Below are 15,724 nucleotides of genomic sequence, written 5' to 3' on the forward strand. Positions count from 1 at the left end.
TGCTACTCCAATACCAGTAGCTCCAGTTGTAGTATGTGTGATTGCTGTTAAAGCCGAATTAATACAAAGTGTTGGGGTTGTAGAAGGTGCTGAAACCGTATTGTCTGGATTTACAGTAATCGTTCCTGTTGCAATTCCTCCACAACCACCCGTTAAAGGAATACTATAATTAAACATTCCAGTACTTGTTGGGGTTCCACTAATGGTAATCGTATTTGCTGCCCATGAAGCGATAACGCCTGTTGGTAGTCCTGTTGCTACTCCGATACCTGTTGCGCCTGTTGTAGTATGAGATATTGGTGTTAAAGAATTACTTAAACATATTGTTGGTGTAGAAGTTGCCGCAGTAACTGTGTTAGCTGTAGTTACAGTAATAGTACCTGTTGCATTTACAGTACCACATCCGCCTGTTAAGGGAATACTATAGTTAAAAGTTCCTGAAGCCGTTGGTGTACCACTAATAGTAATTGTATCTGATACCCAAGTAGCTGTAACGCCTACTGGAAGTCCAGTTGGTGTTCCAATACCTGTTGCGCCTGTAGTAGTGTGAGTTATAGGAGTTAATGTAACATTTGTACATAATGCTGGTATAGAAGAAGCCGCCGTAACAGTATTATCCACATTAATTTCAATAGTACCTGTTGCATTTACCGTACCACATCCGCCTGTTAAAGGAATCGTGTAAGCAAATGTTCCTGATGCTGTTGGTGTGCCACTAATAGTAATCGTGTTTGCTAACCATGAAGCCGTAACACCTGCTGGAAATCCAGTTGGTGTTCCAATACCTGTAGCGCCTCCAGTAGTATGGGTAATAGCTGTTAATGGTGTATTTAAACAAAATATAGGATTAGTGATTCCTGCGGTAACTGTATTAAATGAAATAACTGTAATTGTTCCTGTAGCATTTACAGAACCACAATTTCCAGTTAATGGAATAGAATAATTAAAAGTACCAATTTCAGTAGGAATCCCACTAATTGTAATGGTATTCGATGCCCAAGTGGCTGTAACTCCTGATGGTAAACCATAATTAGAAGTAGAAATTGCAATTCCGGTAGCACCTGTTGTAATATGAGTAATTGGTGTTAAAGTAGTTGTTGAACATAATGTTGGAGTAGATGAAGCAACCGTAACCGTATTTGCTGGAGTGACAGTAATGGTTCCTGTAGCATTTACAATACCACATCCTCCAGTTAATGGAATGGTATAATTAAATGTTCCTGAGGCTGATGGTGTGCCTGTAATGGTAATAGTATTCGATGTCCATGAAGCAGTAACGCCAGCTGGAAGTCCTGTTGCTACTCCAATACCAGTAGCTCCAGTTGTAGTATGAGTTATTGCTGTTAAAGGCGCATTCTGACATAATGTTGGAGTTGATGACGGCGTTGTTACAGTATTATTATCAATGTAAGTTACATTAAATGTTGCAAATTCTGGACAAGCCGCGAATATATTTGTTACTCTAGCCACTATTGGAATAGTGACCCCTAAAGCTATTGCTATTGGAGCAGTAATTGGATTGTTTTCAGCTAGTGCATCAGCCATAGTATAATAATATTGCACATCATGAATATTTGGATCTAAACCAGCTAAAATAATGCTATTTTGGGTGGTTAAATTTGCAGGTGAGCTACAAACAACCAAATTTGGGGGAGTTTGATTAATTGGAAAACCTGTAAAATATTCGACAACGATACAATCTGTTTGCGAACAAGCACCTCCGCCTGTAACGCTTGCGCTTACGCAATATGTACCTGGTGAACTAACAGTAATAGAAGGCGCATCAATATTCAAATTTACTCCGTTTTTAGTCCAAACAAAATCAAAATTAGCAGCATTTAAACCTGTACTAATTACTCTAGTTTGACCCGGGCAAACAGCTTGACCATTTGAAACCAACATATCTTGCGTATAAGCACCTCCTAATCCTATAGGATAAGTTAAATTAGCTACACCAACATTAAAACTTCCACCTTCGATAAAAACAGCAGAATCAAATGCCGTGTCATTATAATCTCCAATTACCAATTTAATAGTATAATTATGATTAGGAATAACCGTTGCAGAGGCTGTCATTGGAACTGTATATCCTCTCATATTCATCACAGTAGTAGCCGCAGGTATACTTGAAGAAAATACTGAAAAATAAGTAGGATTTACAGAGGCACAAGCAGCATTATATGCACTATTTCGAATATTTGTAACAGAAACAGGAGTTGTTGTTCCAGGAATTACTGCTAAATTTTGAGGTGGAGTTGTAACCCCGGTTGTAACATCAGTTAAAATAAATGCAAAAACATCACTAAAACCACATTGGTAGGTTCCATATTCATTTGATGCAAATATAAAATTGAAACTAAAATTATCTGTAAAAGGTGTAAAATTAAATTTTACAAAAGAAGCATCGTTAATGCTACCTGTGTTACCATTTGCTTGACTTATAGCTAAAAGTTGAGCATCTCCGGTAGCACCTGGACAAGCACTGGAAAGATTTGTATCAGTAAAACTTCCTGAAGAATTAGTAGCAACACCACATCTAATAATTACACCATCTTGAAAAGGGAAACTTGCTGGTGAACCTCCATATGAGAAATAACCAATTCCACAGTTACCTTGAGTGGTAAAATTACTAACTTGAGCACAAGGAGAATCAATTAATACATTCTGAACTAACTGAGAAATAGAATAAGTAGTAGTATTTACATTTATTGATTGTGAAAATAATATCCCACTAAAAAATTGTAAAAAAATAGATATTGTAATTTTTTTCATTTTGTATGTAATGTAATTGTGTTAACAAAATTATAATCTTCAAATATATAACTTTACTTTAATGAATGTTTATATCTTTGTAAAAAAATTGAAAAAAAATGAGTAAAATATCGATAAAAAGCACAAATAATCAATCAATTGTAAAATTTGAATTAGAAGATTTCATAACAAGAAATCAAAATTTTGAATTTAAAAACATTGATGAAACTGCGAATTCACCTTTAGCAAAGCAATTATTTTTTCTTCCGTTTGTAAAATCAGTTTACATTTCAGGAAATTTTATTGCGATTGAAAAATTTTCAATAGTGGAATGGGAAGATGTTCAAGAAGAAGTGGCACAACAAATCGAGGATTTTATAGCAAAAGGCGGCCAAATTATTATTGAAGATATAGCTGCGAAAAAAAATCCAATTACGATTTATGCTGAATCTACACCAAACCCTGCGGTTACTAAATTTGTAGCAAATAAAAAACTTACAAATACTGCAGTTGAATGTAAAAACATAGATGAAACAAAAGCATCTCCTTTAGCTAAAGATTTATTTAGTTTCCCCTTTGTAAAAGAAGTTTTTATTGATGAAAATTACATTTCAATTACAAAATACGACATTGCTGAATGGAATGATATCACGCTGGAATTAAGAACTTTTTTAAAACAATATTTAGAACAAACCGATTTAGTTGTTGACGAAAGTTTAATTGAAAAAACGGATAATTTCAAAATTAAACAAGAAGATTTTTTTGATAATTTAGATGTTACCTCACAACAAATCATAAATATTTTGGAAGAATATGTAAAACCTGCTGTTCAAAGTGACGGAGGAAATATAACCTTTAACTCGTTTGACGAAAGCACAAATGTTGTAAAAGTTACACTTCAAGGTGCTTGTAGCGGTTGTCCATCGTCTACATTTACATTAAAAAATGGAATTGAAAATATGTTACGCGATATGTTAAAAAATAATTCAATTATAGTTGAAGCTATGAATGGCTAATTTTTTCAGAAAATAAAAAAAGGGCTGCTTATATAATGTAAACAGCCCTTTTTAATGTTAAAAATTTATTTTTTAGTAATCAAAACAAAATCTTTTAAATAAAAAGGTTCAAAATAAGCCACATCTTCAAATTGGTTATTTTTAAATTTTTGGAAAGAAATTAAACTCATTTCAGCAGCAGATGGGAATTGAATTTCAGGATAATATTTAAATTTTTTATCCGTTAAAATTTCTTTAAATTTAATTGCGCCATCGCCAATTAAATGTATTATTTCTGTTTCCTCTTTAAACGAATTTTCATCAATAATTTCTGTTTTAGTTTCTCTAATTTTAGCATAATTGCTATCAAAGAATGCACAATAAACTTCTAATCTTCTGGCATCAATCATAGGTAAAATTATTCCTGACGATATTTGGATTTTTCTTGCCAAAATTTCTAAAGTATCAACAGCTATTAACGGAATTGATAACGCATAACACAATCCTTTTGCAGCAGAAACACCAATTCGCAAACCCGTGTACGAGCCTGGTCCTTGACTAACAGCTACAGCTTTTACATCTTTAAATGTTACATTGGTTTCTAAAAGAAGTTCCTCAATAAAAACATGCAATTTTTCAGCGTGAGAAAAATTTTGTTCTGCTATTTCTCTTATTGCAAGCGTTTTACCGTCTTTTGATAAAGCAACTGAGCAATTTTTTGTAGCGGTTTCTATATTCAGAATTAAAGCCATTTTTATTTTATATTTAATACACAAAGAAACAAAAAAAGACACAATTTCTTGTGCCTTTTCTAAAATCAAAACTGTTTTAACTAACTTTTTTGTTCTTTTGCTTTCTTATCTTGGTCAGATTTGGTTTCTAATCTTACTTTATCATTTGGCAATAAGTCTTTTGAAACTAAAGTGTACGGTCCGATAATTATTTCGTCACCTTTTTTCAAACCTGATAAAATTTCAATATTTGTATCGTCTTGAATTCCAGTTTTTACGACTCTAATTTTGGCTTTATCGCCAACTTTTACAAAAACACATTCGAATTTAATATCTTTTTTAGGTGCTTTTCCTTTTTTCTCTGCTTCTTCTTTTTCAATTTCGGCTACAATGTCTTTTTTGGTTGATGTAGTATCATCTTTAATTACGATAGCACTAATTGGAACTGCTAAAACATTTGTACTTCTTTTTGTTTCGATATCAACAGTAGCCGTCATTCCAGGTCTAAAAGGAGAATAACTAACTGGTTTCCCTTCTAACAAATCTTGGTACGATTCTTTTACTAATCGAACTTTTACCTTAAAATTCGTTACTTGATCTGCTGTTAATCCTGTTGTAGCTGAGTTAGAAATACTTGTAACTACACCATCAAATTTTCTTTTTAAATAAGCATCCACTTCAATTTTTGCCGAATCGCCAATACTTACTTTTACAATATCATTTTCATTTACATCAACTTCAACTTCCATATTATTTAAGTTGGCAATACGCATCATTTCTGTACCTGCCATTTGTTGTTGTCCTAAAACACGTTCACCCAATTCAATATCTAATTTAGAAATGGTTCCGTCAGCTGGAGCAAAAATAGTAGTTCTTTTCAAGTTGTCAGTTGCTTCTGTTACATTTGCCGATGCTGATTTCATTTGATAATATGCCGATTGCTTACTGGCAACTGCCACTTCATAAGCAGAAACAATTCTGTCCCATTCAGCACGAGAAATTACGCCTTTATCAAACAATTTTTTATTTCTATCGTAATTGGCTTTCGCTTCTTTAACTTGAGCATCTGCTTGACTTACACCAGCTTTTGAAGTTGATAAAGAGGCAACCGTTCGGTCTACTCCAGAAGTATAAATGTCCGGATTGATTTTTACCAACAATTGTCCTTTTTTAACTTCCTGCCCTTCTTTTACGTTTAAAGCAATAATTTCACCTGAAACTTCTGGCATAATTTTAATTTCAACTTCTGGTTGAATTTTACCTGTAGCCGAAACGGTTTCAATAATTGTCATCGTTTCTGCTTTGGAAACTTCTACAATTTTACTGTCGTCGTTATTTCCAATTTTTCCTGATTTTTTAAGAATAATTAATAGTACAATTACAGCAACTACACTTCCTAAAATGATAAATAATTTTTTTCTAGACATGGTTTTATTGTTTTTCTATAAGTGGAATTCCGAAATAAAATTCTAAAATTTTAATTCTAAAAATATAATCATATTTGGTTCTTAATACTTCTGATTGTGCGTTTACGAAAGCCGTTTGAGATTGGTTGTAGTCAAAAATATTCATCATACCAATTTCGTATCTGTCTTTTGCGTATTGCATGGCTAATTCTCGTGCTTTTACAATTTGTAATGCCGCTTCATAACTTTCTTTTGCGGCTTTTGTATCCGTATAGGCAGTAAAAACATTACGCTCAATATCTAATTCTTGTTGATCTTTTGCCAATTGACTTTTCTCCAAAGCAATTTTTGTTCGAGCTACATTATTTCTAACTGCAAAACCATTAAAAATTGGAATATTTAGCGATAAACCAAAATTTTGACCTTTATTGGTGCTAAACTGATCAAACAAAGGTTTTGGACTAGTTACAATTGGTACGCCATTAATTATTTCAAATCCGTTAGAATTTGATGCTCTGGTATTAAAACCATAAAACGCGGTTAAACTAGGTAAATAAGCTCCTTTTGCGATAGAAATATCTTTCTGTGCAAGTGCTAAATTTGTTTCAGCAATTTTAAGTTCTGTTCTAGTTTCTTTAGCTTTAGCGATTACCGATTCTGGAGTTTCATTCAAAATAGTTGATAGTACCGATGGCATGTCATCTTCCGAAATATCAAAATTTTGAAAATCTTTTATTTGTAATAATTGTGCTAAACTTAATTTAGACAATAATAAGGCATTTTCTGCTACAATTACACGTTGATTTCCGGATGCCATAGTAGCTTGAATATCTAATAAATCTCCTTTTGGAACATTTCCTGCATCCACTAATTCAACTGTTCTGTTATATTGTTTTGTATTAAGTAACTTTTGTTCGGTTTGAACTTTTAAATTTTCTTTATTAAATAAAATCTGTAAGTAGGCATTGGCTACGTTTAACGCAATGTCTTCTTGCATTTTGGTTAGCTGATATTGAGAAGCAATGATAGCTAAATTGGCTTTTCTTAATTGATTTACGTTTTGCAATCCTTTGAAAATATCCACATTTGCATTTAAATTGGCAGAAGTAAATTGCGTCGTTTGATTTTCTAATAAACCCGTAGTAATGTTTTGATTTAAACCAATATTCCAAGAATGTGATGTAGATGCTGCTAGGTTTGGTAAAAAATTTCCAATGGCATCTTTTTTAGCAATAGCTGTAGTTTGCGTATCTAATTCCGATTGTTTAATGGAAATGTTATTTTTTATGGCATAATAAATACATTCTTTTAATGTCCATTTTTTTTCTTGGGCAAAAGAAGTAACACTCACAAAAAATAGTATCAAAACGATTTGTACTGACTTCATTATAATAATTATTTTACTATTTGACCATTGTTTATTAAAAATGTTACACTTTACAATTAAAAATTTTACTTTTATGCCAGAAATAATTTAAAACAGAAGACAATATTTTTTATATTTTTTGTTTTTCTTAAAATCGTTTTACAGAATCGTTAATTATGAATATAAAAATTAAAATTTTGCTTTATAGCATTATAAGCTTAGGGATCTTTAGTTGTGGTTCTTCAAAAAAAATAGAAGCATTAAAACCAGAACCCAGCAACAATGCACCAATTGTGTACAGCAATAAAACATCGCTAATTGCTATGCCGATGGAAGTGAGTTTAAAGGAAGTGGAATATCATTTAAATAAAAATGTAAAAGGGTTAATTTATGCTGATACCATTTTAAATGACGATAAAACAGAAATGAAAATTTGGAAAACTTCTGATATTAAATTGGTAGAAAAAAACGGTGAAATTGTTTCGGTAATTCCTTTAAAAATTTGGGCAAAAATAAAATACGGCACCGAATTTATGGGTTTAAACGATACAAGAGAACTAAATTTAAACGGAACAATAACCCTAAGTAGCAAAGCCAATTTTGCCAATTGGAAACTAAACACAACTTCAAAAATTGACAATTTTGAATGGAACGAAAGCCCAAGTATTTTAGTAGCTGGTAAAAATGTACCCATTACGTATATTATCAATCCAACTTTATCAATATTTAAAGGAAAAATAGCCAAGATGATTGATGAGGCAATAAATAAAAGTTGCGATTTTAAAACCCAAGTATTTCAGGTTTTAGAAACGCTTTCTACACCTTTTATGGCAAACGAAACGTATGAAACTTGGTTCAAATTGGTTCCTAATGAAATATATAGTACAAATGCAGTTTTAAGTAATTCTAAAATTACGATGAATTTAGGTTTAAAATGTCAGATGCAAACTTTAATAGGACAAAAACCAAAAAGCGGATTTGACAAAACTAAAATTGTTTCTAAAGCGGTTGCTAAAATTCCATCAGATTTTAATGCTTCAGTAGCGGCAGTCTCTACTTATGAAAGCGCAAGTAGGATTATGACTAAAAATTTTGCTGGACAAGAATTTGGTTCTGGGAAAAGAAAAATCACCGTTCAAAAAGTAACTTTGTGGTACAAAGATGGAAAAATGATTATTGCTTTAGAAATGCTTGGATCAGTAAATGGAACGATTTATTTGGCTGGAATTCCAAAATATAATGCAGAAACTAAAGAAATTTATTTTGAAGAAATGGATTACGTTTTAAATACAAAAGGCATCTTAACTCGAACTGCAAACTGGTTGTTACAAGGTGTGATTTTGAATAAAATTAAAGAAAGTTGTAAGTATTCTATTCAACCTAATTTAGAGGAAGGAAAGAAAAGTATGCTTCCTTATTTAACAAATTACTCACCAATGAAAGGTGTTTTTGTAAACGGAAAATTAAACGATTTTGTGTTTGAAAAAATGGAACTTACCGAAAGCGGCATTGTTGCTTTTATTACTTCAACAGGCTCAATGAAAATTACAATTGATGGTATGGAATAATTAATAGGAAAAAGGGATTAGGTATATAGTAAAATTACTCTATAACTTCTTTCTTTTTTTGTTTTAATCGCCATACTGCAAAAAAAACACCCGCTACTAAAATATAGGGTATTGCCATTAAATAAACAATTCCGTCATTAACACCTTCGGCAACAGATTTATTTGCTTCGTTTTGAAGTGAAGCTCTACACATAGCGCATTGACTTTGAGAAAATAGAGTATAGAATAAAGAACATAGAACATAAATACTACGCTCAACTTCTAAATTCATTATTCTATATTCTATTTTCTTAATTTTACTTAACATAATAAGGCGAAATCATTACATAAACTACCACACCTGTAATGGCTACATATAACCAAATAGGGAAAGTAATTCTGGCTAATTTTTTGTGCTTATCAAATCGATACGCTAAAGCTCGAACATACGTTATTAATACTAAAGGAATAATAATTACTGAAAGTGAAATATGTGTAATTAAAATAAATAAGTAATTAATTCTTTCAAAACCAATTGCTACTCTTTCTGATTCTTCTAAGATAGAATTATGGTTTGTATCACCAAACACAGCGGAAATAGAAGTCATATGATACGCCACATACATTAATAAAAAGGCTAAGGAACAAGCAATTGCCGTTTTCATTATATATTCATGTAGTTTTCTTTTACCGTTTTTTATAGCTAAAACTGCAGCAACTAACAAAACCGCCGTAATTCCGTTAATAGTAGCGTAGATAGGTGGTAAAAAGTTCAAAGGCGCTACATCATAGCCCAATTTTCTTAAATTCACACCAAATAAAGCAGCGACAGCTATTGGAATAATAATAGATACAGCTGTTATTAATTTATTGTATTTTGTTTCGATATTGTTTTCCATGATTGTTATTTTTTTATTCTTTTAATAATAATTTTATGTCTTGTTTTAGAGCATCAATTCCTGATTGTTCTAGGCCGTCGTAAAATAAAATTGGATTGCCGAATTTATCTTTTCTACTACGAATGTTTCCTTCTTTGTCAATAAGCGCAAATTGACCTGAATGACCAAAACCACCTTGTGCTTTTGCGTCTTTTCCAGCCTGAATGTAAAAACCTTTGTTGGCTAAATTCATAATATACTCCGAATTACCGCTTAAAAAATGCCAATTTGGATGTTTCACTCCTAACATTTTGGCGTGTTCTTTTAAGAAAGCAGGTGTGTCGTGTTCTGGATCAATAGTTATTGAAGCGATTCCAAAATCTAAATTCCCGTAAAATTCATCTTGAACTTGCACCAAATTTTTATTCATTACTGGACAAATTGTTAAGCAATTTGCAAAGAAAAATTCAACTACAAAAACTTTGCCCAAATATGATTTATCTGATATTTTCTTACCGTTTTGGTCAGTTAATTCAAAAGAAGGCACTTTAGCTAATTTTTCTAAACCACTATCTTTAAATCTTTCCGTTAATTCTTTTACTGTCCAAATTCCAAACAATAAAACAATAAATGATATTCCGATGTATGAGTTTTTTTTCATGATGAAATTTATTTTTACACTAAACTGAACACTTAAAACTGTTGACTGATTACTTATTAATTACTTCTTGTTCAATTTTATCTCTAAAATCATCTTTACGTTTGTTCTTTTTTAGTGCCAAACGGTATTCACGAAGTAAGATTTTTACATCATCCGACATTTCATTGTGTAATTCTGCAGCAGAAATAGTATTATAACATTCTCTATATTCTACTTTTCCTTTAATTTTCTGCCCTTTTCTTCCTCTTAAACTTTTTTCTTTATCTAAAATATATACAAAAGGAGATCCTGTAAATGCATCTAATTTATTTTTAAATTTAAAGGTTTCATAATAAGCATCAATAGCTTCCGGTTTTCCGAAAAGAAAATGCCAATTTTTTAAATCATTAGAAAGTCTTCTAAACTCCAACATTATGGCTTTTATTTTATCTTGATTGCCGTCTGGTAAAATCATTACCATTTGAAAATCTTTAAAGCCACCATATTTATTATAAATTTTCTGATTTAAGTTAAATAAATTAGCTTTTACTTCTTCAATATTACTTCCTGGAAACCCTAAAACCGTAATGTTTTTATCTAAAACCACTCTCTCCCCATTCAAAGAAACAAATTGAGTAGAAAGTTCAACATGATTTTTTGAAATAACTGGTAGAAATAAGGAATTGTGCGAGGCTGTTGCGAAAAACATGTAAGCCACTATTGGCAATATGAAGAGTACAGTTAATACGATATATTTTTTCACTTCAGTAAAATTAACTATTGAGTTACAAAGATAAAAAAAATCCCGTTCCAATATGATTTGGAACGGGATTATTATAATTTATATTATTAAAAAATCCATTTGTAATGTGAGTTTTTAAATACTTCAAAAATATAATCTGCTTCTACTAATACAATAAAACATAAATATAAGATTAGAAATACTAGCGGGGCTACAATTGACCAGCGTAAACTTTTCTTTTCACCTTCCAAGTGCATAAAAGCCCACATAATATAATATGCTTTTACGATTGTTAAAATGATAAACAACCAATTTAATAAACTCATTCTTATGAATGTCCCTAAAAATAAAGCTTCTGGTTTTGTAATACCAAAATAAACTTCAACAGTTGTAATGACAGATAAGATTCCGAAAACAGTCCAGATTCTTTTTAAATTAGATTCATGTGCGTGTGCCATAATATTTTCTTTTTACTAAAAATTAAACTAAATAGAAGAATGTAAATACAAACACCCATACTAAATCGACAAAGTGCCAATATAAACCAACTTTCTCAACCATTTCATAACTTTTTCTTCTTTCATATGTACCTAACAATACATTAAAGAAAACTAAGATATTTAACATTACACCAGAAAATACGTGGAAACCGTGGAAACCTGTAATGAAAAAGAAGAAATCTGCGAATAACTTATGACCGTACTCGTTTCTAATTAAACTTGCACCTTCAACTACTAAAATTGCATCTTTCAATTTAGTTTCTGATTCAGCACGTGAAAGTACTGTTTTTTCTTTTTTCTTTGTAATGAATTCTGTTCTAACCAAAATTTCAGGATGTGATTTAAATCCAGCCATTACCTCGTTAACAGAGTATTGAGGTAATTCGTGGTCATCTTCCATAAACCAAACCCCTTTATCCCTTGTTAACTGCTCTCTTTCTTCAGGCAAAGTAGCGGCAAATTCTTCTAATTTTACTCTTTTATATCCTGTTTTTTCAGATTTATCTACTTTCACAAATTGTAAAATAGAACCTCCAGCAGTTTCTACAGCACCATACTCACCTTTGATGAAATTTTTCCATTCCCAAGCTTGTGAGCCTAAGAACATAAAACCACCAATTACTGTAAGTAACATGTAAACAGCAACTTTTGTTTTTTGTAATTTATGACCTGCATCAACAGCGATAACCATCGTTACTGATGAAAAGATAAGGATAAACGTCATCAATGCCACATAATACATAGGTGCGTTTACACCGTGTAAAAATGGAAAGTGCGTAAATACCTCATCGGCAATTGGCCAAGTTTCGATAAATTTAAATCTAGAAAATCCGTAAGCAGCGATAAAACCTGAAAAGGTTAAAGCATCTGATACGATGAAAAACCACATCATCATTTTACCATAAGTGGCTCCCATTGGTCCTGGACCTCCGTCTAAAGCGTGTTCATTATTAACCGTAGCGCTCATATAATAGTTATTGTTAAAAAGTTCCCAAATTTATTGATTTTTTTCTATTTGAAAAAATAGAAAAATAAAAACAAGTAAACCCAAATAAAATCCATAAAGTGCCAATAGATGCCACTTAGCTCAATACCAAGGCATTGCGAAGAATTGTATTTTTGTTTATAATGATTATAAATTACATAAATTAATGAAATTATACCTCCAAACAAATGTGCCACATGTACAAACACGAAAGCATACAAAAAAGAGATTGTAACTTTACTTGCAGAACCGAAAGGAACTAACCCTTGATTAAACAACAAATCAAATCCTTTAAATTGAAGATAGACAAATGACATTCCTAATGCTAAAGTAATTAATAAATATACTTTTGTTAAAGAATGATTATCAGATTTAATAGCTCTTTTAGCTAAATAAAAAGTAATACTACTAATCAGTAATAGTATTGTGCTGTATGTAAAAGTAACAGGTATTACTAAATCTTTTAACCAATCTGGGCGTTGTTTACTAACCACAAATGCACTAGTTAATCCTGCAAAAATCATGATTATGCTTATCATTGCAAAATACAACAACATTTTATATGTTTTTGCTTTTTTATCGTAAGCTTCTTGTTCTGAACTACTTTTCATTTTTATTTGTTTAAACACATTTTAAATATAAAAATTTTGTGTTCTAAGTTGTTTATTTCTTGAATTATACAAATTTATCAATTACATATATAATTTGCAACAAAGTTATGTAAGTTACGCTTACTAACATTAATTTTTTTGCAGTTTTTGCATCTCTATTTTTAAATAATTTTATGGCATAAAATAGCATCCAACAACCTAACAAAAAAACTACAACTGCTGCTGCAACAGACAATTGCAAAGCTCCTGTAAAACCAAATACTGGCAAAATAGATGCAACCATTAACCAAAAAGTGTATAAAATAATTTGAATGGCTGTTTTATTATCTCTTTTTCCTGTAGGCAACATAAAAAACCCTGCTTTTTCGTAGTCTTCAAATAAAAACCAACCTATTGCCCAAAAATGTGGAAATTGCCAGAAAAACTGTATTAAAAACAACGTACCCGCTTCTATCCCGAAACTTCCTGTAGCTGCAACCCATCCTAACATAAAAGGAATAGCACCTGGAAAAGCACCTACAAAAACAGATAAAGGGGTTAATGTTTTTAATGGTGTGTACAAACTTACGTACATAAATATAGAAATAGCGCCAAACATTGCTGTTTTTGGATTGATAATATACAATACAACCAAACCAATACACGTTAATACAAAACCTATAGTTAATGCATTATTGACAGACATTCGACCTGACGGTACTGGACGATTTTTTGTTCTGTCCATTTTCGCATCTAAATCTTTTTCTATAACTTGATTAAAAATATTAGAAGCACCCACCATACAATAGCCGCCAATGGCTAATAATATTAATGTGATAACACTAAAAGGATGTTTGTCTGAAAAACCCAACAAATAACCCACAATAGAAGAAAACACTACACTTATTGCTAAGCCAGCTTTTGTAATTTCTTTAAAATCTAAAAAAATGGATTTTAATGTGACGGTAGTTGTTTTCAAAAGTGAATTTTTAATCGAGTGCAAAGATAGTAAGAAGATTTTGGTTTTCGCAATACTTAGTAAAGCAAATTCAAAATTTATTAATTAATAATCTACAGAATACAATACACCATCTGAAATGGATTTTGCTGCAGAAGTTCCAATTCTTTTTACACCTAATTGTATCATTTCTAGTGCTTCTTCTTTTGTTTTGATACCACCAGATGCTTTCACTTGTAGAGGAAATGCATTTTCCAACATCGCAATAATTGATGGGAAAGTGGCGCCATTTGGCAATCCGTTTGATGTTTTATAAAATCCCGTAGACGATTTTACAAAAACCGAATCAAAGTCTTTTTCAGCAAAATTAGCAACTACTACATTTTTTATTAATGAAGTCAATTGAATAATTTGCGAGCCATTTAACGCTGCAACTTCAATAATCCACTTAATTTTTTTACGATGCACTAACGCTAATTTTGTTCCTTGCAGTACTTCTTGTTTTACTAAATCAATTTTACCTAATTTAAAGGCTTCAAAATTAATTACAAAATCCAATTCATCTACTCCGTTTTCAATGGCAATTTTAGCTTCATTTATTTTTTCATCAATAGAAAAAGTGCCTTCTGGAAATCCAATTACGGTGCCAATTAACACTTTTGAAGCGGCAGCTACCGATTGCTTCTTAGCATCTATAATTTTATCTGGACGAAGCATAACTAACAAAAACTTTTCTTCAATTGCTTCACGTATAAAATCAGAGACAATTTGATTGTTTTCTTTTTCAGAAACGCCAGCTTGTTTGGCTGTTTTTAAATACGTTGAATCTAAGTAGTGTTTTATATTCATTATAGAATCTATTGATTAAACAAAAAACATCTCAACTAATGTGAGATGTTTTTGTTTTGTATTATGTGGTAAGATTTTACTAATATAAAACTGGTGATAGCGCCCAAGGCATTTGCAACAATATCATACCAATCAAAAGCCCTATTTTTTGTATATTTTTCTTGTAAAAATTCAATACTAATTCCTAACAAAAATGCTATGAAAAGAACAATAAAAAAATATCGTAATGAAATGTGATTTAAACTCATAATCCATAAGAAAACAAATACAAAATAGAATACAAAATGTATGATTTTATCTATATTTTCAAAAGGTATTATTGGCAAACTTGGCGTATCGTTTAAACACAAATAAATAATTAGAAGTGTCCAAAAAATGGCGCTTATTTTAAAAAAATTATGCCCCAATAAGTGTCGCGTAATCTTCACTTGATAGTAATTGTGCTGCTTCAGAAGCATCAGATATTTTTACTTTTACCATCCATCCTGCACCATATGGATCAGAATTTACAGCTTCTGGATTACTTTCTAAATTGTCATTAAATTCTATAATTTCACCACTTAATGGTAAAAATAAATCTGATACGGTTTTAACTGCTTCCACAGTTCCAAAAACTTCATCTTTAGTTAATGTTTGGTCTAAGGTTTCAACTTCAACATAAACAATATCTCCTAATTCTTTCTGAGCAAAGTCCGTAATTCCTACTGTTGCTACATCGCCATCAATTGAAACCCATTCGTGGTCTTTTGTGTACTTTAAATTCGCTGGTATATTCATCTTATTAAT

General features: G+C 31.2%; 17 protein-coding genes. 2 read left to right on the top strand and 15 right to left on the bottom strand.

The window, feature by feature from the left end; translation table 11 throughout:
* Positions 1–2,772 (bottom strand): choice-of-anchor L domain-containing protein (locus ACIQZ1_RS07065; RefSeq protein ID WP_396160278.1); only part of this gene is annotated, 2,772 nt, incomplete at its 3' end.
* Between the two features lie 98 nt (positions 2,773–2,870).
* Here ACIQZ1_RS07065 and ACIQZ1_RS07070 point away from each other — a divergent pair.
* A complete protein-coding gene (locus tag ACIQZ1_RS07070) occupies positions 2,871–3,767 on the top strand; it encodes a NifU family protein (protein ID WP_396160279.1) in 897 nt (298 codons plus the stop codon).
* Between the two features lie 65 nt (positions 3,768–3,832).
* Here ACIQZ1_RS07070 and tsaB read toward each other — a convergent pair whose 3' ends face one another.
* The 3 genes from tsaB to ACIQZ1_RS07085 form a co-directional block, all read right to left on the bottom strand.
* Positions 3,833–4,498, bottom strand: coding sequence for a tRNA (adenosine(37)-N6)-threonylcarbamoyltransferase complex dimerization subunit type 1 TsaB (tsaB, locus tag ACIQZ1_RS07075; RefSeq protein ID WP_396160280.1), 666 nt, complete (start codon positions 4,496–4,498; stop codon positions 3,833–3,835).
* An 80-nt stretch (positions 4,499–4,578) separates the two neighbouring features.
* Positions 4,579–5,904 carry an efflux RND transporter periplasmic adaptor subunit gene (locus ACIQZ1_RS07080; protein WP_396160281.1) on the bottom strand — a complete coding sequence of 442 codons (1,326 nt, stop codon included), beginning with the start codon at positions 5,902–5,904 and terminating at the stop codon, positions 4,579–4,581.
* 4 nt (positions 5,905–5,908) lie between these two features.
* Positions 5,909–7,270 (bottom strand): TolC family protein, encoded by a 1,362-nt coding sequence (locus ACIQZ1_RS07085; protein ID WP_396160282.1) that lies wholly within the window; start codon positions 7,268–7,270, stop codon positions 5,909–5,911.
* 155 nt (positions 7,271–7,425) lie between these two features.
* Between ACIQZ1_RS07085 and ACIQZ1_RS07090 the strand changes: the two genes are divergently transcribed.
* Positions 7,426–8,817 carry a DUF4403 family protein gene (locus ACIQZ1_RS07090; protein WP_396160283.1) on the top strand — a complete coding sequence of 464 codons (1,392 nt, stop codon included), beginning with the start codon at positions 7,426–7,428 and terminating at the stop codon, positions 8,815–8,817.
* Between the two features lie 34 nt (positions 8,818–8,851).
* On the opposite strand, the gene ACIQZ1_RS07095 is transcribed toward ACIQZ1_RS07090, so the two are convergent.
* The 11 genes from ACIQZ1_RS07095 to gcvH all read right to left on the bottom strand — a co-directional run bounded on the left by ACIQZ1_RS07095 (position 8,852) and on the right by gcvH (position 15,715).
* Entirely contained in the window at positions 8,852–9,010 is a 159-nt protein-coding gene (locus tag ACIQZ1_RS07095; RefSeq protein ID WP_396160284.1) for a hypothetical protein, read from the bottom strand.
* 103 nt (positions 9,011–9,113) lie between these two features.
* Positions 9,114–9,695 (bottom strand): DUF420 domain-containing protein, encoded by a 582-nt coding sequence (locus ACIQZ1_RS07100; protein WP_396160285.1) that lies wholly within the window; start codon positions 9,693–9,695, stop codon positions 9,114–9,116.
* A 13-nt stretch (positions 9,696–9,708) separates the two neighbouring features.
* Positions 9,709–10,335, bottom strand: coding sequence for an SCO family protein (locus tag ACIQZ1_RS07105; RefSeq protein ID WP_396160286.1), 627 nt, complete (start codon positions 10,333–10,335; stop codon positions 9,709–9,711).
* A gap of 49 nt (positions 10,336–10,384) precedes the next feature.
* Entirely contained in the window at positions 10,385–11,077 is a 693-nt protein-coding gene (locus tag ACIQZ1_RS07110; protein WP_396160287.1) for a hypothetical protein, read from the bottom strand.
* 86 nt (positions 11,078–11,163) lie between these two features.
* Positions 11,164–11,514: a cytochrome C oxidase subunit IV family protein gene (locus ACIQZ1_RS07115; protein WP_396160288.1), complete on the bottom strand. Its 351-nt coding sequence runs from the start codon at positions 11,512–11,514 to the stop codon at positions 11,164–11,166.
* Between the two features lie 22 nt (positions 11,515–11,536).
* Complete coding sequence (locus ACIQZ1_RS07120; protein WP_396160289.1) at positions 11,537–12,523, bottom strand: cytochrome c oxidase subunit 3; 987 nt, start codon at positions 12,521–12,523, stop codon at positions 11,537–11,539.
* Between the two features lie 44 nt (positions 12,524–12,567).
* Positions 12,568–13,152 carry a heme-copper oxidase subunit III gene (locus ACIQZ1_RS07125; protein ID WP_396160290.1) on the bottom strand — a complete coding sequence of 195 codons (585 nt, stop codon included), beginning with the start codon at positions 13,150–13,152 and terminating at the stop codon, positions 12,568–12,570.
* A gap of 64 nt (positions 13,153–13,216) precedes the next feature.
* Positions 13,217–14,110 (bottom strand): heme o synthase, encoded by an 894-nt coding sequence (gene cyoE, locus ACIQZ1_RS07130; RefSeq protein WP_396160291.1) that lies wholly within the window; start codon positions 14,108–14,110, stop codon positions 13,217–13,219.
* An 84-nt stretch (positions 14,111–14,194) separates the two neighbouring features.
* Positions 14,195–14,938, bottom strand: coding sequence for a deoxyribose-phosphate aldolase (gene deoC / locus ACIQZ1_RS07135; protein ID WP_396160292.1), 744 nt, complete (start codon positions 14,936–14,938; stop codon positions 14,195–14,197).
* A gap of 35 nt (positions 14,939–14,973) precedes the next feature.
* Positions 14,974–15,396, bottom strand: a complete 423-nt coding sequence (locus tag ACIQZ1_RS07140) for a VanZ family protein (RefSeq protein WP_396160293.1) — start codon at positions 15,394–15,396, stop codon at positions 14,974–14,976.
* A complete protein-coding gene (gene gcvH, locus ACIQZ1_RS07145) occupies positions 15,335–15,715 on the bottom strand; it encodes a glycine cleavage system protein GcvH (protein WP_396160294.1) in 381 nt (126 codons plus the stop codon). Before gcvH ends, ACIQZ1_RS07140 begins: the two co-directional genes overlap by 62 nt.
* Positions 15,716–15,724: the final 9 nt, after the last annotated feature.

The organism is Flavobacterium sp., assembly GCF_044341185.1.
Lineage (GTDB): Bacteria > Bacteroidota > Bacteroidia > Flavobacteriales > Flavobacteriaceae > Flavobacterium.